Origin of the sequence: Mesorhizobium escarrei, from assembly GCF_935825525.1 — a bacterium.
GTDB classification, from domain to species: domain Bacteria; phylum Pseudomonadota; class Alphaproteobacteria; order Rhizobiales; family Rhizobiaceae; genus Mesorhizobium; species Mesorhizobium escarrei.
Genome location: NZ_CAKXZT010000126.1, coordinates 151,058 through 172,418, shown reverse-complemented (window position 1 = coordinate 172,418; position 21,361 = coordinate 151,058). Strand labels below are relative to the sequence as shown.

Here is a 21,361-nt window from a genome sequence, read left to right as displayed (position 1 = left end):
GAGTGGAAGCACGCCCCCGCTTCGACTTAGGCGACGCACGGTCCGGGACCGCGGCGCCACCAGATGGGGAAAGCCAGTGACCATGAAACTTGTTTCGCCCGGCGAAGCCGCGGCCAATACCAATGACATTTCTGACAAAGCCGGCGAGGATCTTGTCCGCATCGGAGAGATGGCCAAGAAATACGGAGTAACGCTGCGTACGCTGCGTTTCTACGAGGACAAGGGCCTTCTCAATCCGCAGCGCGACGGCTCGACCCGTCTCTACACGCGCCGCGACAAGGCGCGGCTGAAGCTGATCCTGCTCGGTCGCAAGGTCGGATTCTCGCTGCGCGACGTCAAGCAGATGATGGATCTGTATGACCCAACCGGCTCCAACACCAAGCAGTTGCGGCTGACGCTCGACAAGTCGGAGAAGCAGCTTGCCCGTCTGCAGAAGCAGCGGGCGCTGATCGACGATGCCATCAACGAGTTGAGCAACTCTATGGCGTCGGTGCGTCAGATGCTGAGCGAACGCTCGGCGCCGCAGGCCAGCGTCGCCAGATAATTCTTCGCCGGCCTCCGGTGAACGGCCTTCTGGGAGAGAGCCGCGTGGGCCTTGGCTGCGCGGCTCTTTCCGCTGTCTTGCGGCTGCGTCGGGACGAATATTTTTTAATCTGTCCGGACTGGCTACGGCCAGCGCCGTTACGCTTATGAGCGAGCGGCGGGGATAATTTGTCGCATCAAAAAATTGACGTTTACGCAAACGTCAACTTTTGCTATTCCGACCTGAATATTGGTCCGTATGTCCCCCTGACTTCACATTGGGGGATTTTGGGGCCAAGTCCGCATGGTGGAGGGAAAGCATGCCGATCTACAGGGCGCCGGTGCAGGACACGCTGTTTGTGCTGAACGAAGTGCTGGGCTACCAGCGCTATTCCAATCTTCCCGGATTTTCCGACGCGACGCCGGACGTGGTCGAGGCCATCCTCGCCGAGGGCGCCAAGCTCGCTGAAAATGTCATGCAGCCGCTGAACCGCGTCGGCGACATGGAAGGTTGCGTGCGCCATGGCGACGGTTCGGTGACAACGCCGAAAGGCTTCAAGGAGGCCTTCGACCAATACCGCGAGGGCGGCTGGATGGGGCTGGCCGCACCCGTCGAATTTGGCGGCCAGGGCCTGCCTTACGCGGTGCATACCGCTGTTTCCGAATATATGATTTCGGCCAACATGTCGCTGATGATGTATCCCGGCCTGACGCAGGGCGCGATCGCGGCGATCATTACCCATGGCACCGAGGAGCAGAAGGCGATCTGGTTGCCGAAGCTGGTCGAGGGCGTCTGGACCGGGACCATGAACCTGACCGAGCCGCATTGCGGCACCGATCTCGGCCTGCTGCGCACCAAGGCGGTTCCCAACGGCGACGGCACCTACAAGATCTCAGGCCAGAAGATCTTCATATCGGCCGGCGAGCACGACATGTCGGACAACATCGTCCATCTGGTGCTGGCCCGCATCGAGGGCGCGCCGGAAGGCGTGAAGGGCATTTCGCTGTTCATCGTGCCGAAGCTCAAGCTCGATGCATCAGGCAATCCTGGCGAGAAGAACACCGTCTCCTGCGGCTCGATCGAGGAGAAGATGGGCATCCATGGCAATTCGACCTGCGTCATGAATTATGACGAGGCACAAGGCACGTTGCTTGGCGAGACGAATGGCGGGCTGAAAGCCATGTTCACCATGATGAATGAAGCGAGGCTCGGCGTCGGCCTGCAGGGGCTTTCTCTGTCGGAGGTCGCCTACCAGAACGCTGTGTCCTATGCCAAGGATCGCCTGCAGGGACGCTCGCTGTCTGGGCCGAAGGCGCCGGACAAGAAGGCCGACCCGATCATCGTCCACCCCGACATCCGCCGCAGCCTGATGACCATGAAGGCCTTCAACGAGGCCGGTCGCGCGCTGGCGCTGTGGACGGCGATCAAGTCGGACATCGCCCACCGCGCCAGCGACGACAACGACCGCCAGGCCGCCGACGACTACACCGGCCTGATGACGCCGGTGGTCAAGGGCGTGCTCACCGACAAGGGTTTCGACCACGCGGTGATGGCGCAGCAAGTGTTCGGCGGGCACGGCTATGTCGAAGAGCACGGCATGAGCCAGTTCGTGCGCGATGCCCGCATCGCCATGATCTACGAGGGTGCCAACGGCATCCAGGCCCTTGACCTGGTCGGCCGCAAGCTGGCGTTGAATGGCGGCCGCGCCGTGCAGGCCTTCTTCAAGGAGGTCGTCGAATTCTGCGAGGAGAACCGCACTGACGACAAGATGGCGCCCTTCACCAAGGCGCTCAAGAAGGGCCTCAACGATCTGCAGGCGGCGACGATGTGGCTGATGCAGAACGGCATGGCCAAGCCCGATAACGCCGGCTCCGCCTCGACCGACTACATGCATCTCTTCGGTCTGGTGGCGCTGGGCTATATGTGGGCGCAGATGGCCAAGGCAGCCGGGGCGAGATTGGCGAATGACGCCAATGGTTCTTCGGCCTTCTACGGCAGCAAGCTGGTGACGGCGCGCTTCTTCATGGAGCGGATCATGCCGGAGACGTCGGCGCATCTCGCCCGCATCTCCAGCGGCGCGGACACGCTAATGGCGCTGCCGGCGGAAGCGTTCTAAGCTCGACGTTACCCTCCCCCTCGAGGGGGAGGGTGGCCGCGAAGCGGCCGGGAGGGGTCCTGCGTGTAGCGCGCCGACCTGGTTGGCGCCTTGGGAGGAGAATGATCGCAATGCTGTGGCATGTGGCGCAGGTTGTAAGAGATAAGATCGAGCACTTCATCGGCGACCCCACCCGGCCCTTCGGGCCACCCTCCCCTCAAGGGGGAGGGGAACGCCGGCGCAAGGGGGAAGTAGCATGACAAATCCTGCCGAAGTACTTGCTTTGCGCAAACCCGCCTGGGCGGCGGACGAGGTCGGCATGCTCTACGACATGGCGCACCGCTTCATGTCGGAAGAGATCGCGCCGCGCTATGACGAGTTCGAGAAGAACGAGATGGTCGACCGCGAGAGCTGGCTGAAGGCAGGTGCGGCCGGTCTGCTTTGTGCCTCGATGCCGGAGGAATATGGCGGTTCGGGCGGGACATTCGCGCATGAGAGCGCCATCATCGAGGCGATCGGCCATGTCGGCGTCGACGGTTTTGGCATCGGCCTGCACAATTCGATCGTCGCCCCTTACATCCTCCACTACGGCTCGGAGGAGCAGAAGAACAAATGGCTGCCGAAACTGGCGACCGGCGAGCTGATCGGCGCCATCGCCATGACCGAGCCCGGCGCCGGCTCCGACCTGCAAGGCGTCAAGACGCGCGCCGAGAAGGACGGCAACCAGTATAAGATCAACGGCTCGAAGACCTTCATAACCAACGGCCAGCTCGCCAATTTCATCATAATCGTCACCAAGACCGATCCGGAGAAGGGCGCCAAGGGCACTTCGCTGATCGTCGTCGAGACCGACGAGGTGGAAGGGTTCGAGCGCGGCCGCAACCTCGACAAGATCGGGCTCAAGGCTAACGACACGTCGGAACTGTTCTTCAACGATATGCGTGTGCCGACTTCCAATCTGCTCGGCCACGAGGAAGGCCAGGGCTTCGCCCAGCTGATGCAGCAATTGCCGCAGGAGCGGCTGCAGATCGGCACTGGCGCCATCGCCATGGTCGAACGGGCGCTGGCGTTGACCATCGACTACGTCAAGGAGCGCAGGGCCTTCGGCAAGGCGATCATCGATTTCCAGAACACCCAGTTCAAGCTGGCCGAACTGAAGACCGAGGCGACCATTGGCCGGGTCTTCTACAATGACTGCGTCGCCCGCCATATCGATGGTGGTCTCGACCCGGTGACGGCCTCGATGGCCAAATACTGGCTGTCCGACCTGCAGGGAAAAGTCGTCGACGAATGCCTTCAATTGCATGGCGGCTATGGCTACATGAATGAGTATCCCATCGCCCGCATGTTCCGCGACGCCCGCGTCCAGCGCATCTACGGCGGCACCAACGAGATCATGAAATTGCTGATCGCGCGCTCTCTCTGAGAGACTTTCAGCAAACCAAGGAGCAGGAAAATGGCCGAAGCTTATGTCTATGACGCCGTGCGCACGCCGCGCGGCAGGGGCAAGAAGGATGGCTCGCTGCACGAGGTGCCGGCGGTGCGGCTCGGCGCCAAGGTGCTTGAGGCGATCCGTGACCGCAATGGGCTGGACACCGGCACCGTCGACGACATCATCTTCGGCTGCGTCGATCCGGTCGGCGAGGCGGGTTCTGTCATTCCGCGCGCCGCCGCCTTCGAGGCCGGTTACGACACGAAAGCGCCAGGCATGCAGATCTCGCGTTTCTGCGCCTCTGGCCTGGACGCCATCAATTTCGGCGCCGCCAAGATCGCGCAAGGCGCCGACGAGATCGTCATCGCCGGCGGCGTCGAATCGATGTCGCGCGTCGGCATGGGCGCATCCGGCGGCGCCTGGTTCATGGACCCCTCGGTCGGCCTGCCGGGCTGGTTCGTGCCGCAGGGCATCTCGGCCGATCTGATCGCCACGAAGTACGGCTTTTCGCGCGACGACGTCGACGCCTATGCGGTCGAAAGCCAGAAGCGCGCCGCCAAAGCCTGGGGCGAGGGCCGCTTCAAGAATTCGGTGATCTCGATCAAGGACCAGAACGGCCTGACCATCCTCGACCACGATGAGCACATGCGGCCTTCGACCGATATGCAGTCGCTGGCGGCCCTCAACCCGTCTTTCGTCATGCCCGGCGAAATGGGCGGCTTCGATGCCGTCGCGGTGCAGAAGCATCCCGAGGTGGAGGAGGTCAATCACGTCCACCACGCCGGCAATTCGTCCGGCATCGTCGACGGCGCGGCGGCCGTTCTGCTCGGCTCAAAGAAGGCTGGAAAGTCGCTCGACCTGAAGCCGCGCGCTCGCATCCGTGCATTCGCAAATATCGGTTCTGAACCGGTGCTGATGCTGACCGGTCCGGTCGACGTGACCGAGAAGCTGCTGAAGCGCGCCAGGATGAAGCTGTCGGACATCGATCTGTTCGAGCTCAACGAGGCGTTCGCCTCGGTGGTGCTGCGCTACATGCAGGCTTTCGACATTTCGCATGACAGGATCAACGTCAATGGCGGCGCCATCGCCATGGGCCATCCGCTCGGCGCCACCGGTGCGATGATCTTCGGAACGGTGCTGGACGAACTGGAGCGCCGCGACCTGAACACCGCGCTGGTGACGCTCTGCATCGGCGCCGGCATGGGCACCGCAACGATCATCGAACGCGTCTGACGGGAGAGAGACCGATGAGCTACACCAATTTCACGTTCGATATCGACATCGATGGCATCGCGCTGGTCACCTGGGACATGCCCGACCGCTCGATGAACGTCTTCACCGAAGCGGCGATGCTGGAGCTGAACGCCATTGTCGACAAGGTGGCGAGCGACGCGTCGATAAAGGGGGCGGTGATCACCTCCGGCAAGGATAGTTTCTCGGGCGGCGCCGATATCACCATGCTGCAGAAGATGCTGTCGAAGTTCGCGGCCGATAAAGCCAAGGACCTGGACAAGGCGACCAAGGTATTGTTCGACAATGCCGGCTACATGACCGGCCTGTTCCGCAAGCTGGAAACCTCGGGGAAGCCGTGGGTGTCGGCGATCAACGGCACCTGCATGGGCGGCGCCTTCGAGCTGTCGCTCGCTTGCCATGGCCGCGTCGCGGCCAATTCCGACAAGGTCAAGATGGCGCTCCCCGAAGTGAAGATCGGCATCTTCCCGGGTGCCGGCGGCACTCAGCGCGTGCCTCGGCTGACCGACCAGCAGCAGGCGCTGCAGATGCTGACTTCCGGTCAGGCGCTGTCGCCGCAGAGGGCCAAGTCGATGGGCCTGATCCATGAGATTGCCGAACCGACGAAGCTGGTCGAAACCGCCAAGGCCATGATCAAAAATGGCTTGAAGCCAGTGGCGCCGTGGGACGAGAAGGGCTTCAAGCTGCCCGGCGGCCCGGTCTATTCGGTGGCCGGCGCCAATCTGTGGCCACCGGCAATCGCCATCCTGCGTCGCGAGACCTATGGCAATTATCCGGCCGCCGCGGCCATCCTGAAATGCGTCTATGAAGGCTTGCTGGTGCCGTTCGACACCGGCTTGCGCATCGAGCAGCGTTATTTCACCGAGATCATGCAGACCAGGGAAGCGGCGGCGATGATCCGCTCGCTGTTCGTGTCGTTGCAGGAACTGAACAAGGGCGCGCGTCGCCCGGCCGGCATGCCGGAAACCAAGTTCAAGAAGATCGGCGTGCTCGGCGCCGGCTTCATGGGTGCCGGCATCGCCTATGTCACGGCCAAGGCCGGCATTCCGGTGGTGCTGCTCGACCGCGACATGGAAGCTGCCGCCAAGGGCAAGGCGCATTCGGACAGCCTGATCTCGGATCAGGTCAGGAAAGGCCGCGCCAAGCCTGAGGACAAGGACAGGCTGCTGTCGCTGATCACGCCGACGGCGGACTATGCCGACCTCGCAGGCTGCGACCTGGTGGTCGAGGCGGTATTCGAGGATTCGGGCGTCAAGAAGGACGCCACCGAAAAGGCGGAGGCCGTGCTGAAGCCGGCGGCGGTCTTCGCGTCGAACACGTCCACCATCCCGATCACGTCGCTGGCGAAGAATTCGGTGCGGCCAAAGAATTTCATCGGCATCCATTTCTTCTCGCCGGTCGACAAGATGATGCTGGTCGAGATCATTTTGGGCAAGAAGACGGGCGACAAGGCGCTGGCCACCGCGATCGACTTCGTCCGCGCCATCAAGAAGACGCCGATCGTCGTCAACGACACGCGCGGCTTCTACGTCAACCGCTGCGTGCTGCGCTACATGTCGGAAGCCTACAAGATGCTTATCGAGGGCGTTCCGGCGCCGATGATCGAGAATGCGGCGAAGGCCGCCGGCATGCCGGTCGGTCCTTTGGCGCTCACCGACGAAACGGCGATCGACCTCGCGCAGAAGATCATGAAGCAGACCATGCGCGATCTCGGCGAAAAGGCGGTCGACCCGAAGCAGATGGCGCTGATCAACACGCTGGTCGATACGCATGGCCGCTTCGGCCGCAAGAACGGCAAGGGTTTTTACGACTACCCGCAAAAACCTGCCAAGAAGAAATTGTGGCCGGGCCTGAAGGATCTCTATGGGCAGTTGCCGCCTGAAAGGGTCGACTATGAGGAACTGAAGCAGCGGCTCCTGGTCACCATTGCGTTGGAGGCGGCCCGGGTGATAGAGGAGGGCATCGTCACCGATCCGCGCGAGGCCGATGTCGGCTCGATCCTCGCCTTTGGCTTCGCGCCCTTTACCGGCGGCGTGCTGTCCTACATCGACGGCATCGGCGCCAAGAAATTCGTCAAGATCGCCAAGGGTCTTCAAAAGAAGTACGGCGCCGAGTTCAAAGCGCCGAAGCTCCTGCTCGACATGGCAGAGAAGGGCGAGACTTTCTACCAACGCTTCGATCCCTATGCCAGGAGCGAGGCCAAGAAGGCGGCGTGACGCCGCCTTCGGTGGTGGACAAAATCACGGCCACCGGTTAGAACGGACAAGGTATTTTTTCCTGTCCGGAAGGAGAGCAAAAGTGCTCTCGCATGACCGCGTATGGGCCGCAATCGATGCTCTCGCCGAGCGCTATTCGCTCTCGGCCTCGGGGCTAGCAAAACGCGCGGGCCTCGATTCGACCGCCTTCAACAAGTCCAAGCGGCTGTCCTCGGACGGGCGGCCGCGCTGGCCGTCGACCGAGTCGCTGGCCAAGATCATCGAGGCGACCGGTGCCTCGCTCGACGAATTCACCGGACTGGTCGAAGGCCGGGGCAAGACCGTTCCCGGATCTCTGCCGGCACAGACGTCTTCGGTGCCGCTGCTCGGCTTCGCCCAGGCCGGCGCCGGCGGCTTCTTCGACGATGCCGGCTTTCCCGTGGGGCAGGGCTGGGACCTGATCGAGCTTCCGGCACGGGCGACCGAAACCTCCTATGCGTTGCAGGTCCAGGGCGATTCCATGCTGCCGCTCTACCGCAATGGTGACGTGCTGATCGTTGAGCCGGGCGCCACCACCCGCAAGGGCGACCGCGTCGTCGTCAAGACCAATGCCGGCGAGGTGATGGCCAAGGTGCTGGACCGTCAGACGGCGAAGTCTATCGTTCTGGTCTCGCTCAATCCCGATCACCCGGACCGCGACATCCCGATGCGCGATGTCGAATGGGTGGCGCGGATTGTCTGGGCAAGCCAGTAAGGGCCGCCGGTGCGCCCGCTTCATGCAGCCGCTGCTGTGTTGACGATCCTCGCGATGGGGGCTGCGATTGCCGCCGGTGGCCGCGCCGTGCTGCATGGCGAAAACGGTCGAGTGGCAGCTCGGGCGCAGGCCGGCATGGCGGCGCAATCCAAAGCGCCCGCCACGTCAGCGATTCCGCAGCCCAAGATGGCACGCCCGGAGGTGTATTCCAGGGCCATCGATCCCAAAATCGTCGCGCCGCCGCAGCTTCAGGCCGAAGAGCTTGAACGGGTCGAGCCGCGCGCGCCGTTGAGTGAGCTGGCGCTGGCCGGACCGCCCAAGCCGCCCAAAACGAAAATGCCTGACGACTGGAACGGGACAAAACTGTTCCAGCCGGTTGCATCGGCCGCCGGTGTGATCCAGGCCAGGGGCTACTCCGTCGCGATTTCCGGCGTCGACATCGTCAGGCAGGACGAAACTTGCACGGACGGCGGCAAGTCCTGGACGTGCGGCACCCGGGCGCGAACGGCGTTCCGTGCCTTCCTGCGCGGCCGGGCAGTGGTCTGCACGGTGCCACCCGAGGGCGGCCGCGACCTGATCACCGCCGAATGCCGCGTTGGCAACCAGGATGTCGGCCAGTGGTTGATCGAAAACGGCTGGGCGCGCGCCGCCAAGGGTGGCCCTTACGTCGAGGCCGGCGAGAAGGCCCGTATGGCGAGGAAGGGTATTTTCGGGCCGGCGCCGAGCCTCTCCGGCCTGCCTCCGGCACCAGCCCCTTTTGCGGCCACAGCGCCGCCGACGCAGCCGATTCTCGATCCTTCGGCGGCGGCTACGCCAACAGAGACGACGGCTACGCCGCCAGCTGACCAGCCAGCGCCTTCTGAATGAGCGCCCGGGTTTCTGCGATGCCGTAGAGCGCAGCGAAGGAACCGAAGCGCGGGCCGCGCTCCTGTCCGATCAAAACCTGGTAGATCATCTGGAAGAAAGCGACGGAGACGCCCGGCCCGCCCTCCGGGCTCTGCTTCGAATGGTCCTGATAGCGGTCGATCTTGCGCGCGACGTTGAGGGCGGCATTCTGGATCACCTCGCCATCGGCCCCTGGCGGCAATGCGGCGAGCGCTTCGGATAGTTTCGTCAGCGCCTCGCGCTCGACCGCATCGGCGGCCCGATACACCTTGGCCGGCTTCACGAAATCGTCGAAATAGCGGATCGCATACTCGGCCAGCCGGTCGAGCTCGGGATGGGTCTTCGGCGTCACGCCCGATGTGTGGCGCAAAATGAACCCCCACAGCACGTCCTTGTTCTGGGCGTTCGAGGCGCTGACCAGATTGAGCAGCAGCGCGAACGACACCGGCAGGTCTACGACAGGCGGGTTACCGTCATGCATGTGCCAGACGGGATTTCCCAGCCGCTCCTTCCACTCCTGTCGGCGATAGGCGGACAGAAAGGCGTAATACTCGTCCACCGCCTTCGGAATGACATCGAAATAAAGCTTCTTGGCCTGCCGCGGCCGCTGGTACATGTAGAGCTCGAGGCTTTCGGTCGGCGCGTAGGTGAGCCACTCGTCTATGGTGAGTCCGTTGCCCTTCGACTTCGAAATCTTCTGGCCGTTCTCGTCGAGGAACAGCTCATAGACGAAATGCTCGGGCGCGCGCCCGCCCAGTATATTGCAGATACGGTCGTAGATCACCGCATTCGTCTGATGGTCTTTGCCGAACATTTCGAAATCGACGCCGAGCGCCGCCCAGCGCATGCCGAAATCCGGCTTCCACTGCAGCTTCACCCTGCCGCCGGTTATCGGCAGCGTGGTTTCGGTGCCGTCATCATCGAAGGTGATAGTGCCCGCCTTGGCGTCGACATGCTTCATCGGGACGTAAAGCACGCGGCCACTTTTGGGAGAAATCGGCAAGAACGGGCTGTAGGTCGCCTGACGCTCCTCTCCGAGCGTCGGCAGCATCACGTCCATAATTTTATCGAAACGTTCGGCAGCGCGCAGCAGAACGTCGTCGAAACGGCCAGCCTTGTAGTATTCCGTCGCGCTGGCGAACTCGTAGTCGAAGCCGAACGTGTCCAGGAAGCGGCAAAGCATTGCGTTGTTGTGGTCTGCGAAGCTCGCATAGTCGCCGCCGAAAGGATTAGGGACGGACGAGAGCGGCTTGTGCAGGTGCGGCTCGAGTGCGGCGCGATCGGGGACGTTGTCCGGAATCTTGCGCATACCGTCCATGTCGTCGGAAAAGCACAAGATCTTGGTCTTGACCGTGTCCCGGGTGAGCACGCGGAAGGCGTGGCGCACCATCGAGGTGCGTGCGACCTCGCCGAAAGTACCGATGTGCGGCAGCCCCGACGGACCATAGCCGGTCTCAAACAGGACGGTCTCGGGAAAGTCAGTGCCTTTGTAGCGCTCGACGATCTTCCTGGCTTCCTCGAACGGCCACGCCTTGCTTTCAGCCGCTGCCGCAAGCACCTCGGGATTGAGATCGATGATGTTTGATCCCGCCATGTCACTGTTTTCCAAATTATTCGCCGGCATCGCCGCAAAAAATGGGGCTGGATGATTTTTTCAATCGGTCTCTAGGCGCGCCTGCCGTGGGCGTCAACGACCGCGGCTCTTTTTCCTTGCGACGTCGGTGCCTCGTTCCTAACTTCGGAGCCCGTTTGAGGAGTTTTTAAATGCCATTGCCGCTGCATGAAGCCCTGATCTATCTGATGGTCATCACCTCCGCGTCCGACCGCGACATGACCGATGTCGAGCTGGCGCGGATCGGCGACGTCGTCCGCTCATGGCCGGTGTTCGAGGATTTCGACCACGGCCGGCTGGTCGGCGTCGCCCAGGACTGCCAAAAGATGCTGCACGAAAAGGAAGGGCTGGAAGGCGTTTTGACGCGCGTCGCTGAGGCGCTGCCCGAACGCCTGCTTGACACTGCCTATGCCGCAGCCTTCGAGGTTGCGGCCGTCGACCTCGAAATGCGCCTGGAGGAGGTGAGGGTGCTGCAGCTTATCCGTCGCCAGCTCGATCTCGACACGCTCACCGTCGCCGCCATCGCCCGTGCTGCCAAGGCCCGCTTGCGCACGCTGACTTGATTAGACCCAACGGGTCAGAAGAAGCTGACCGGGCCGGATCAGAAAAAACTGACCGGGCCGGATCAGAAGAAACTGACCGGGGCCGGATCAGAAAAAGCTGACCGGGAAATAGCGCAGATAAAATTCGGCAAAGATGCCCTTCACCGAAATCTCCTGCAGTGCGTAGTCGAACGCTGCGGCCAGCGCTGGATCGTTGGCCCTGGTGGCGATGGCCATACCCGACCCCAGATATTCGGGCGCCAGGTAGGGACCGCCGGCAAAGCGGCAGCAGGCTGCGGCATTCGAACTGCCCAGCCAGAAGGCGAAGCGCATGCCGTCGCCGAAGCCGGCGTCGACCTTGCCGGCCTTGAGACCATCGTAGAGCTCTTCCAACTGCGCGAAGGGAACGACCTGAACGGTCCCGAAGTAATCGCGCAGCATCCGCTCATGCGCGGAGCCTGCGACCACGCCGACGCGCTTGCCGCGCAGTCTGTCGAAGATAGGTTCCGTGAGCGCGTTTGTCTTCGGCATGATGAAGCGCGCCGGAAACTGCAGGTAGGAACGCGAGAAGGCATATTTGGACCGCGACTCCGGCGTGGCGGCGATGCCGGCAATGATCGCTTCGCCTTCGCCCTTCTGCAGCGCCACATCGAGCTCGGCCCAGGGCAGCGCCTGGATCTGGCATTTTTCGGCGATGCCGAGTTCGGCGCAGATCGCGCGCGCCAGATCGACGTGGAAGCCGGACAAGCGGCCCGCCCCGTCGAAGAAGTTGAACGGCGGGAAATCGATGGTGGTCAGGAATCTCAGACGCGGCAGCGCGGCAAGGTCAGGCTTCGGCAGCCGCTCCTTGGCATCCCACAGCACCGGCACTTGCGGCTCCGCGGCACGCGCTCCCGTGAGCCACTGTGCCCCGGTGATTGCCAGCATCAAGACGATGGTTATCCACCGAATTGCCACGATCGAGCTCCGCCCTGTCCTGTCCAATGTGGCTTTTGGTACGAAAATGCCACAGGCACAACGGTTTTTGATTTCATCACGCCGATTTAGGGCTATGCTTCAGCGAGCTTGCAAACATGTGTGGCGGTCGGCTGGGAGGGTAGCCGCAAGCCGCTGCAAACTGGGAGGAGCAGGTTTGTAATCCGGGGTCGAGGCAAAGTGCGGGTCAAGCACTGGGCCGTTGATCTCAACGCGGGAAGGCAACATGGGGTAGATGTTGCAATGGGCCACTTCGATCGCACACTGGAATTCATAGATCAGCTGCAGCACGCCGATACGGCGGCCGCGGTCTGCGAAAAGCTGCTTGGGATAACCTCGGAGTTCGGCCTGACGGCGCTGATGGCCGGAACGGTTCCGCAACCGGGCACGCCAAGAGGCCAGCAAAAGGACCATGTGCTGCTTTGCGAGTGGCCGGGAGAATGGCTGGAGCGCTATGTGGCGCGCAACTATGTCGACCATGACCCCGTTGTCAGCCACATGAAGCGGCTGCAGGCGCCGTTCCAGTGGCGGGAAGCGTCCCAGAGCATCCGCATCGACAAGAGCAGCGGCGAAGTGATGGGCGACGCCGGCGAATTCAAGCTGCGCGACGGATTGGCCTTCCCGCTGATCACGCTCGATGGCGAGATCGTCATGGTGTCGCTGGGCGGCGAGGCCGTCGAATTGTCGGGCGCCGATTTTGGGCTGGTGTCGCTGGTGGCGACCTATGCGATTGGTCGCGCCATGCAGATCCACACGATGGCGGCCAAGACCATTGACCACGTCGAACTGACGCCGCGTGAGCGCGAATGCATGCAATGGGCCGCCGTCGGCAAGTCCGAATGGGAGATTTCACAGATTCTCGGCATTTCGGAACACACATCAGAGAAACACCTTCTTAACGCCAAAAGCAAACTCGGTGCCGTCAACCGGGTGCAGGCGGTCGCGGAAGCGATAAGGCGCGGCTATATTAGCTAGCTCGGCCGTGCCGGCCTAGAAATTCTTGCCTACGTGATCGCGTAATTTTCTCGGGACAGCCCGGCCGTATCTTCCTATTGAACCTAGGAGACGGCAGATGCTTTTTTCCCTTACCACACAAGAACTTATGGAACGTCCCGACCTTTGGGAGGCCGTTCATCGCTTACGCTACAAGATTTTCGTCGAGGAGATGGGGTGGACCGATCTGCAGCGCCCCGACGGCCTTGAGATCGATCAGTTCGACCATGACGAGGCGGTGCACCAGCTCGTCATCCGCAATGGCGAGCTCGCCGGTTATCAGCGGATGTTGCCGACAACGCGTGCGCATCTTCTGACCGAGGTGCTGGCGGACCTCTATGAAGGGACGCCGCCATCCGGGCCGAACGTGTGGGAACTGACCCGTTATGCGGTGGCGCCGGGCTTTCGCGACGGCAAGCGCGGCGTCTCGACGGTCGGCACCGAGCTCATTGCCGGCTTCGTCGAGTGGGGGCTGAAGCGGAACGTCAACCAGGTGATCATCGAGTTCGAGCCGATGTGGGTTCTGCGGGCGCTGCAGTTGCACTTCCTGGCGAAGCCGCTTGGCTACCAGCGCACCTATGGCAACCAGCAGGTCGTCGCCACACTGCTCACCTTCAACGAGCATACGCTTGATGTGGTGCGGTCGCGTCGCAGTCATTTCGCGCCAGTGCTGGCCAGGGGATATCCCGACAGGCTCGGAATGAGGCAGGCCTCGTGAGAATTGGAGACAGCCATGAACATCCACCCGCAAACAGAGTTCCGCAATCATACGTTGATCGTCACGGTGTCGTCGGATGACGGCCGGCCGGTGCTGGACGGTCGAGCCTATGAAAGCCTGGCCAGGATCTTCCACGAAGCCGCAATCGACGACAATGTGCGCGTCGTGGTGCTGCGCGGCCTCGCCGGCTGCTTCTGCCTCGGCGGCGATTTCTCCGAGTTCCTCGACGCCACCAAGCATCAACGGTTGATCGCTGCCGTCACCGACATGTTCCGCACGTTGGCGACGTTCCCCAAACCGGTCCTTGCCTGTGTCGACGGCGACGCCGTCGGAGTCGGCTGCACCATCCTGTTCCATTGCGACATGGTGATCGCATCTGACGAAAGCACGTTTCGGGTGCCGTTCGTCGATTTCGGCCTCGTGCCGGACGCGGCGACCAGCATCCTGGCGCCGCAGAAACTCGGCTATGCCGGCGCTTTCCGTTTCTTCTGCCTGGGCGACACGCTCAGTGCCGCGGACGCCAGGATGCTTGGCCTGGTCACGGAGATCGTGGTGGGCGACGTCGAGGAAGCCGCACTTGGCAGAGCCAGGCAACTCGCCAAGAAGCCGGTTGCCGCACTGCTGCAGACCCGCGACCTGCTCAAGGGCGATACAGGCGCGCTCTGCGATCGCATCGACCAGGAGATTTCGCTGTTTCAGCAGGCTTTGCAGGACGATACCACGCTGCGGCGGCTGCAGCGGATTGCCCGGCTGGCGGCATGAGAAGTCATTCGGCAGAATGACAGGAACATCCGGAATCGTGCCGCGCGTCCTTTGCGGGCGCGCGGCGGGTGCTTCAGCCCTGTGTTCCCAGGAACGAAGGCCCTTCCCCGATGATCTTCCTGTCTTCCTTGCCGATGGCGTCGAGATCGCGGCCGCCATAGGGAAGCGACAACAGGATGCGCCGGATGACGGCAAGTCGCGCGCGCCGCTTGTCGTTGGCCCGTACGATGATCCAGGGCGAGAATTCCTTATGCGTGCGTTCGAACATGAGATCGCGCGCCTTGGTGTAATCGTCCCATTTGGAGATGCCGGCAATGTCGATCGGCGAGAATTTCCAGCTCTTCAAAGGACTCCAGCGGCGATCGTGAAACCGCTCAAGCTGTGTTTCCCGTCCGATGTTCAGCCAGAATTTGAAGAAATGGATGCCCTCGTTGCAGATCATCCGTTCAAAATACGGCGTCTCGTCCAGGAATTTCTGATGCTGCTCCGGCGTGCAGAAGCCCATGACCGGCTCGACGCCGGCGCGATTGTACCAGGAGCGGTCGAAGGTGACGAACTCGCCGGATGTCGGAAAGTGCGCGACATAGCGCTGGAAATACCATTGCCCGAGTTCGGTTGGGCTCGGCTTGGTCAGCGCTACGTTGCGCGCTGTCCTGGGGTTCATGTACTGGCGCAGCGCGAAGATCGTCCCGCCCTTGCCGGCGGCATCGCGTCCTTCGAACAGCGACATCACCCGCTTGCCCGTCGATTGCAGCCATGCCTGCGCCTTGACCAGCTCGATCTGCAGCCGCTCGAGCGTCTCGTCATACTCCTCGCTATTCATTTTCTTGTCATAGGGGTATCCGCCGGCGGTCAGCTTGTTGTCTTCGACCCAGTCGGGAAGCTTGGGATCCTCGATGTCGAACTCGCGTTCCTTGCCGTCGATGTGGATCTTGAGCGGACCTGGAACGGGCGCGGCGGCATCTTCCTTGGGGTTTTTCATCGAGACGAACCTTTCCAGTTTCCGGACACATGCTATTGGGAGCCTTACTGCATCGGCCCGAAAATCGGAATCGATTTCGGAAAGAACGATGCAGCGGATTAGAAGTGGTAGAGCGTCCTTGGTCCGTCCAATTGGACGCAAGGCGCTCTAGCGCCGGCCAGCGGGAAGGTCCACCCGGCCGGCCGGGTCGGGACGGAGGCACAGTGCGCGCGAATGGCTGACAGTGGCTGACAATGGCTGATATGGGCGGCGCAGAAGAGCGAAGCACGGCGCAAGCGGTCGCCACCCGGTTGTGGAACAGCCGCTGGCTGCTGGCGGCCGGCATCGTCGCGGTGCTGACGGTCTATGGTTTCGCGGACATGTCTGGCTATGTGGTGCTGCTGGCATGTACTGTGCTGCTGCTTGCCGCCGCGATGCTGCCGGCCGGCGTTGCGCGCCAGTCCCCGGAGGATGCCGCGGCGATCGAGGCAGGCGGGCTACAACAGCTGTCGGGAGAATATCTGGCGGCCGCCGTTGCCGATCCGCTGATCATCTTCGATCGCACCGCGACGATCGTCCATGCCAACGCCGCCGCCTTCGCCGCCTTCGGCGGCATCGCACCGGGCATGTCGCTGTCGCTGAAATTCCGCGCGCCCGAGATGCAGGCCCTGCTGGACAGTATTTTGTCGGGCGCCGCCGCTTCGGATGTCGTCGACTATACCGAAAAGCTGCCGGTCGAACGGGCCTATCGGGTGAGTGCATCGTCGGTCGGCCACGGCACCGACCTCTATGTGCTGGTCTTCAAGGACCAGAGCGAAGCGCGCCGCATCGACCGGATGCGGGCCGACTTCATCGCCAATGCCAGCCATGAGCTGCGAACTCCGCTCGCCTCGATCTCCGGTTTCATCGAGACGCTGCGCGGCCCGGCCCGCAACGACCCGGCGGCGCGCGAGCAGTTCCTGCAGATCATGCACGACCAGACTGGCCGCATGGCGCGCCTGATCGACGACCTGCTGTCGCTGTCGCGGCTGGAGATGAAACCCTATTTGAAGCAGGGAACCGAGGTCGATCTCCACCGGACCCTCGACAGCGTTATCGATTCGCTTGGGCCGCTTGCCAGGGAAAACGGCGTTGCCATCGAGCGGGATTTCGCGAAAGGACCACTCAATGTGCCGGGGGATCGCGACGAACTTTTCCAGGTTTTCGAAAATCTGCTGGAAAACGCCTGCAAATACGGACAGTCGGGTGGCCGTGTCGTGGTGACGATTGCCCACAGCGATGACGGTCCCGAACCGGGCATCGACATCACCATCCGGGACTTCGGCCCCGGCATTGCCGAGGAGCACATCCCGCGCATCACCGAACGCTTCTACCGCGTCGATGTCGAAAACAGCCGGACCCAGAAGGGCACCGGCCTTGGCCTGTCCATTGTCAAGCATATCCTGACGCGCCACAACGCCAGACTCTCGATCAAGTCGGAGGTCGGCCACGGCGCAGCTTTCACGGTGCATTTGCCGGCGCACTGACGCCTCACTATCTAAGAAACGCGCCGGCCCGAAGACCGGAAGATTTTAAGATAGCCGAATGCGTGGATAAGGCGCTTAGAGCGTACTCTGTTTCCAAGTGGACGCACGTCGCTCCAACGGTTTCTTTTTTCTGTCATCCGGCTAGCGTATCAGCGGGGATTCGAGGAAACGACTCGGACCTGAAGACCCGGGAAGGCATCTCCATGCAGTCCGTGCACATCGTCAGCGCCTATGACGAGGAACTGAAATATCTGTCGAAGCGCATTGCCGCGATGGGCGGGCATGCCGAACGCATGGTCGAACAGGCGATTGCTGCCCTGGTCAACGCCGACCCCGGCCTTGCCCAGAAGGTCATCCGCGACGATGCCGTTCTTGACCAAGGGCAGCGCGAGATCGACGATAAGGCGATCATCATCATCGCCAGGCGCCAGCCGATGGCGACGGATTTGCGCGAGATCGTCGGCGCGATCCGCATCTCGGCGGATCTCGAGCGGGTCGGCGACCTCGGCAAGAATGTCGCCAAGCGCGTGGTTGCCGTCATAGAAGGGCGCCAGCCGACTAGCCTGTTCCGCGGCATCGAGGCCTTAGCCGATCTGGCGTTGACGCAGCTCAAGGAAGTGCTCGACGTCTATGCGTCGCGCTCGGTGGAAAAGATCGGCTTCGTGCGTGACCGCGACGATCAGATCGACGCCGTGTACACCTCGCTGTTTCGCGAGTTGCTGACCTACATGATGGAAGATCCGCGCAACATCACACCCTGCACGCACCTGCTGTTCTGCGCCAAGAACATCGAGCGGATCGGCGACCACGCCACCAATATCGCCGAGACGATCTACTACATCGTCACCGGCGACCAGATGCCGCCCGAGCGGCCGAAGGGCGACAAGACAGACAGGATTGTTATTCCGGGAACGCGAAGTGAGCTCTCGAAGGGCAGGGAATAGCGAATAGCGAATAGCGAAAGACGGCTTGCTTCCGATTCACAAGCGATCAAGCTACTTCTATTCGCTATTCGCTATTCGCTTACCTACTGCGGCGCCGCTCCGAAGCGGGCTGAAACGCAATGCGGGCGTGGTACTTGCAATAGGGGCCGATTTCGGCCGCGTCGTTGCCGCAGAAATGGAACTCCTCCGAAAGCGGATCGCCATTCGGCCATTTGCATGTCCGCTCGGTCAACTCGACCAGCTGCAGATGCCGCGAGATCGGCACGACGACGTTCTCGACCGGACGGACGTAATGACGCGCCACCGGTACGGTGTCGAATTGCGCCTGCAACGCGGTCGCGCCGATCGACGTGGTGATATGCCGCGCGGTGCTTGCCGCCCGCGACACCGATTTCTGGACGCTCGATCCCTGCACGCTCTTCTTCTGGCGTGCCGGCGTGGCGGTCGAGCGTCCGCGGCCCGACAGTTTCAGCCGATGCACTTTGCCGATGACGGCATTGCGGCTGACGCCCCCGAGCTGGGCGGCGATCTGGCTAGCGCTCAGTCCCTCCGACCACAATTTTCTAAGAAGTTCGACCCGCTCGTCAGTCCAATTCATGAGACCGCGCTCCTGCTGAAATGTGCGGCGATCGGAATCCTTCCACGATCCGGCTTCCGCCGGGCAGACACCACATATATCGGGTGATTAGGTCCGCCGCACGAAATCTAGTTATTTCTCGACCTATAATTACCTTATGCGCTGACTCGGTGACAAGAGTCCGAGGGCCAACACGAATCGGTTTTTTCGGTTTTCCCCAACTTGCCCGGTCGCTGATGAGCCGGCGTCTCGCTGGAAAGCTTGCCGCGCGTTCTTGCGCGACGTTTTCGTTGACTTCATGGCCGAAAAACACGATAAGCCGCACAAGCCGCCGCTTTGGCGGCTTTTTGATTTTCCGGTTCCGGAGACGCATATAATGAGCGGTTCGGCGCTTTTCGAGACCTTTACCCGCGCACCCCTGGCCTTCGACCATGGGGAAGGCACTTGGCTGGTCACCGAGAAGGGCGAGCGATATCTCGATTTTGGCGGCGGCGTTGCCGTGAATTCGCTGGGCCACAGCCATCCGCATCTGGTCTCGGCACTCACCGAGCAGGCGGCCAAGCTCTGGCATGTTTCCAACCTCTACGAGATTCCGGGGCAGAGCCGTCTGGGCGAGCGGCTGGCCGACGCAACCTTCGCCGACAAGGTGTTCTTCACCAATTCCGGCGCCGAGGCGCTGGAATGCGCCATCAAGACGGCGCGGCGCTACCATTTCGTCAACGGCCATCCCGAGCGCTTTCGCATCATCACCTTCGAAGGCGCCTTTCATGGCCGCACGCTGGCGACCATCGCCGCCGGCGGCCAGTACAAATACCTGGAAGGTTTCGGCCCCAAGGTCGAAGGTTTCGACCAGGTCGGCTTCGATGACATCGACGCCGTCGAAAGGGCGATCACATCAGAGACCGCCGCGATCCTGATCGAGCCGGTGCAGGGCGAGGGCGGTATTCGCCCGGTGCCGACGCAGTCGCTGAGGCGGCTGAGGCAGCTCTGCGAACAGCATGATCTGCTGTTGATCTTCGACGAGGTCCAGTGCGGCATCGGCCGTACCGGAAAACTGTTCGCGCATGAATGGGCTGGCGTCACGCCCGACATCATGGCCGTCGCCAAGGGCATCGGCGGCGGCTTCCCGGTGGGCGCCTGCCTCGCCACCGACGAGGCGGCCGTCGGCATGACCGCCGGCGTGCACGGCACCACTTTCGGCGGCAATCCGCTGGCGATGGCGGTCGGCAACGCCGTGCTCGACGTGGTGCTGGAAGACGGTTTTCTGGAGGATGTGCAGCGCAAAGCGTTGCTGCTGAAGCAGGGGCTGGCGGGTATCGCCGACGAATTTCCCGATGTCATTGAAGACATCAGAGGCACCGGCCTGATGCTCGGCCTGAAATGCGCCGCGCCCAACACCAAGGTGAACATGGCGTTGCGCGACCAGCATCTGCTGGCGGTTCCGGCCGGCGACAACGTTCTTCGCCTGCTGCCGCCGCTCACCGTCACCGACGCCGAGATCCATGAGGCGCTTGACCGCATCCGCGCCGGCGCCCGGGGTCTGTCGGACGCCATCGCCGCGGCTGCGGCGAAATAACAGTCGGAAGACCCAAATGAGCCTTCGCCATTTCACCGATCTTTCCGCCGTTTCCGAGGGCGATCTGCGCCTTATGCTGGACGATGCCGTCGTGCGAAAGGCAAGGCTCAAGGCTGGCGAGCGGACAAAACCGCTTGAAGGCAAGGTGCTGGCGATGATCTTCGACAAGCCGTCGACGCGCACGCGCGTGTCCTTCGACGTCGGCATGCGCCAGCTCGGCGGCGAAACCATCATGCTGACCGGCGCCGAGATGCAGCTCGGCCGCTCCGAAACCATCGCCGACACGGCCAAGGTGCTGTCGCGCTATGTCGATGCGATCATGATCCGCACCACATCGCATGACCGGCTGCTGGAGCTGACCGAGAACGCCACCGTCCCCGTCATCAATGGGCTGACCGACGATACCCATCCCTGCCAGCTGATGGCCGACATCATGACCTTCGAGGAGCATCGCGGCCCGGTCGCCGGCAAGACCATCGCCTGGACCGGCGACGGCAACAACGTGCTGCATTCGCTGCTGGAGGCCTCGGCACGGTTCCGCTTCAACCTTAACGTCGCCGTGCCGGAAGGCAGCGAGCCGGCGCAGAAGCATGTCGACTGGTCGAGGGCGCATGGCGGCAAGTTGAACTTCACCCGCTCGCCCGAGGAGGCCGTCCACGAGGCCGACTGTGTCGTTACCGATTGCTGGGTGTCGATGGGCCAGGAGCACCGTGCTCGCGGCCACAATGTCTTCTCACCCTATCAGGTCAATGCGGCACTGATGGCGAGGGCAAAGCCCGACGCGTTGTTCATGCACTGTCTGCCAGCGCATCGCGGCGAGGAGGTCACCGACGAAGTAATCGACGGGCCGCATTCGGTGGTGTTCGACGAGGCCGAGAACCGGCTCCACGCCCAGAAGGCGGTTTTGGCTTGGTGCCTCGGCGCTTGATCCGGGCCGCCGTGATCCGGGCCGCCTTGATCCGGGAGTGCGTGATGCCTATCTCAGGCGCATCACGCAAATCGAGCGCGTTTCGACGCATGCGCCCCGGAGGGCGGCATCG

19 protein-coding genes are annotated in these 21,361 nt (G+C 62.5%); 15 read left to right on the top strand and 4 right to left on the bottom strand.

Features of this window, described 5'->3' with window-relative positions:
- Positions 1 to 82: 82 nt before the first annotated feature.
- The 7 genes from NMG80_RS16620 (at position 83) to NMG80_RS16590 (ending at position 9,117) form a co-directional block, all read left to right on the top strand.
- The gene (locus NMG80_RS16620) at positions 83 to 544 is read left to right on the top strand and encodes a MerR family transcriptional regulator (protein WP_254019213.1); all 462 of its coding nucleotides are present in this window, start codon (positions 83 to 85) and stop codon (positions 542 to 544) included.
- Positions 545 to 842: 298 nt separating this feature from the next.
- Positions 843 to 2,639: an acyl-CoA dehydrogenase gene (locus NMG80_RS16615; RefSeq protein WP_254019078.1), complete on the top strand. Its 1,797-nt coding sequence runs from the start codon at positions 843 to 845 to the stop codon at positions 2,637 to 2,639.
- 235 nt (positions 2,640 to 2,874) lie between these two features.
- Positions 2,875 to 4,044, top strand: a complete 1,170-nt coding sequence (locus tag NMG80_RS16610; protein ID WP_254019077.1) for an acyl-CoA dehydrogenase family protein — start codon at positions 2,875 to 2,877, stop codon at positions 4,042 to 4,044.
- A 30-nt stretch (positions 4,045 to 4,074) separates the two neighbouring features.
- Entirely contained in the window at positions 4,075 to 5,283 is a 1,209-nt protein-coding gene (locus NMG80_RS16605) for an acetyl-CoA C-acetyltransferase (RefSeq protein WP_254019076.1), read from the top strand.
- Between the two features lie 14 nt (positions 5,284 to 5,297).
- On the top strand, positions 5,298 to 7,517 hold the full coding sequence (locus NMG80_RS16600) for a 3-hydroxyacyl-CoA dehydrogenase NAD-binding domain-containing protein (protein ID WP_254019075.1): 2,220 nt from the start codon (positions 5,298 to 5,300) through the stop codon (positions 7,515 to 7,517).
- A gap of 82 nt (positions 7,518 to 7,599) precedes the next feature.
- Positions 7,600 to 8,250 (top strand): S24 family peptidase, encoded by a 651-nt coding sequence (locus NMG80_RS16595; RefSeq protein WP_254019074.1) that lies wholly within the window; start codon positions 7,600 to 7,602, stop codon positions 8,248 to 8,250.
- Between the two features lie 9 nt (positions 8,251 to 8,259).
- Positions 8,260 to 9,117, top strand: a complete 858-nt coding sequence (locus tag NMG80_RS16590) for a thermonuclease family protein (protein ID WP_254019073.1) — start codon at positions 8,260 to 8,262, stop codon at positions 9,115 to 9,117.
- On the opposite strand, the gene NMG80_RS16585 is transcribed toward NMG80_RS16590, so the two are convergent.
- Positions 9,080 to 10,729 (bottom strand): lysine--tRNA ligase, encoded by a 1,650-nt coding sequence (locus tag NMG80_RS16585; RefSeq protein WP_254019072.1) that lies wholly within the window; start codon positions 10,727 to 10,729, stop codon positions 9,080 to 9,082. The genes NMG80_RS16590 and NMG80_RS16585 overlap by 38 nt on opposite strands.
- 170 nt (positions 10,730 to 10,899) lie before the next feature.
- Between NMG80_RS16585 and NMG80_RS16580 the strand changes: the two genes are divergently transcribed.
- Entirely contained in the window at positions 10,900 to 11,310 is a 411-nt protein-coding gene (locus tag NMG80_RS16580; RefSeq protein WP_254019071.1) for a tellurite resistance TerB family protein, read from the top strand.
- A gap of 87 nt (positions 11,311 to 11,397) precedes the next feature.
- Here NMG80_RS16580 and NMG80_RS16575 read toward each other — a convergent pair whose 3' ends face one another.
- Positions 11,398 to 12,216, bottom strand: coding sequence for an ABC transporter substrate-binding protein (locus NMG80_RS16575; RefSeq protein WP_254019212.1), 819 nt, complete (start codon positions 12,214 to 12,216; stop codon positions 11,398 to 11,400).
- Between the two features lie 291 nt (positions 12,217 to 12,507).
- On the opposite strand from NMG80_RS16575, the gene NMG80_RS16570 reads away from it, so the two are divergent.
- From NMG80_RS16570 to NMG80_RS16560, 3 genes are all read left to right on the top strand, one after another.
- Positions 12,508 to 13,239 (top strand): helix-turn-helix transcriptional regulator, encoded by a 732-nt coding sequence (locus NMG80_RS16570; RefSeq protein WP_254019070.1) that lies wholly within the window; start codon positions 12,508 to 12,510, stop codon positions 13,237 to 13,239.
- A gap of 97 nt (positions 13,240 to 13,336) precedes the next feature.
- A complete protein-coding gene (locus tag NMG80_RS16565; protein WP_254019069.1) occupies positions 13,337 to 13,975 on the top strand; it encodes an acyl-homoserine-lactone synthase in 639 nt (212 codons plus the stop codon).
- Positions 13,976 to 13,990: 15 nt separating this feature from the next.
- Positions 13,991 to 14,737, top strand: coding sequence for an enoyl-CoA hydratase-related protein (locus tag NMG80_RS16560; protein ID WP_254019068.1), 747 nt, complete (start codon positions 13,991 to 13,993; stop codon positions 14,735 to 14,737).
- Positions 14,738 to 14,810: 73 nt separating this feature from the next.
- Here the strand turns inward: NMG80_RS16560 and ppk2 are convergent, their stop codons facing one another.
- Positions 14,811 to 15,719 (bottom strand): polyphosphate kinase 2, encoded by a 909-nt coding sequence (gene ppk2, locus NMG80_RS16555; protein WP_254019067.1) that lies wholly within the window; start codon positions 15,717 to 15,719, stop codon positions 14,811 to 14,813.
- Positions 15,720 to 15,952: 233 nt separating this feature from the next.
- On the opposite strand from ppk2, the gene NMG80_RS16550 reads away from it, so the two are divergent.
- Both NMG80_RS16550 and phoU read left to right on the top strand, forming a co-directional pair.
- Complete coding sequence (locus NMG80_RS16550; RefSeq protein ID WP_254019066.1) at positions 15,953 to 17,224, top strand: sensor histidine kinase; 1,272 nt, start codon at positions 15,953 to 15,955, stop codon at positions 17,222 to 17,224.
- A gap of 203 nt (positions 17,225 to 17,427) precedes the next feature.
- Positions 17,428 to 18,168, top strand: coding sequence for a phosphate signaling complex protein PhoU (phoU, locus tag NMG80_RS16545; protein ID WP_254019065.1), 741 nt, complete (start codon positions 17,428 to 17,430; stop codon positions 18,166 to 18,168).
- A 79-nt stretch (positions 18,169 to 18,247) separates the two neighbouring features.
- On the opposite strand, the gene NMG80_RS16540 is transcribed toward phoU, so the two are convergent.
- Positions 18,248 to 18,766: a GcrA family cell cycle regulator gene (locus NMG80_RS16540; RefSeq protein WP_254019064.1), complete on the bottom strand. Its 519-nt coding sequence runs from the start codon at positions 18,764 to 18,766 to the stop codon at positions 18,248 to 18,250.
- A 355-nt stretch (positions 18,767 to 19,121) separates the two neighbouring features.
- Between NMG80_RS16540 and NMG80_RS16535 the strand changes: the two genes are divergently transcribed.
- Positions 19,122 to 20,321 carry an aspartate aminotransferase family protein gene (locus NMG80_RS16535; RefSeq protein WP_254019063.1) on the top strand — a complete coding sequence of 400 codons (1,200 nt, stop codon included), beginning with the start codon at positions 19,122 to 19,124 and terminating at the stop codon, positions 20,319 to 20,321.
- Between the two features lie 16 nt (positions 20,322 to 20,337).
- Entirely contained in the window at positions 20,338 to 21,249 is a 912-nt protein-coding gene (gene argF, locus NMG80_RS16530) for an ornithine carbamoyltransferase (protein ID WP_254019062.1), read from the top strand.
- Positions 21,250 to 21,361 lie beyond the last annotated feature (112 nt).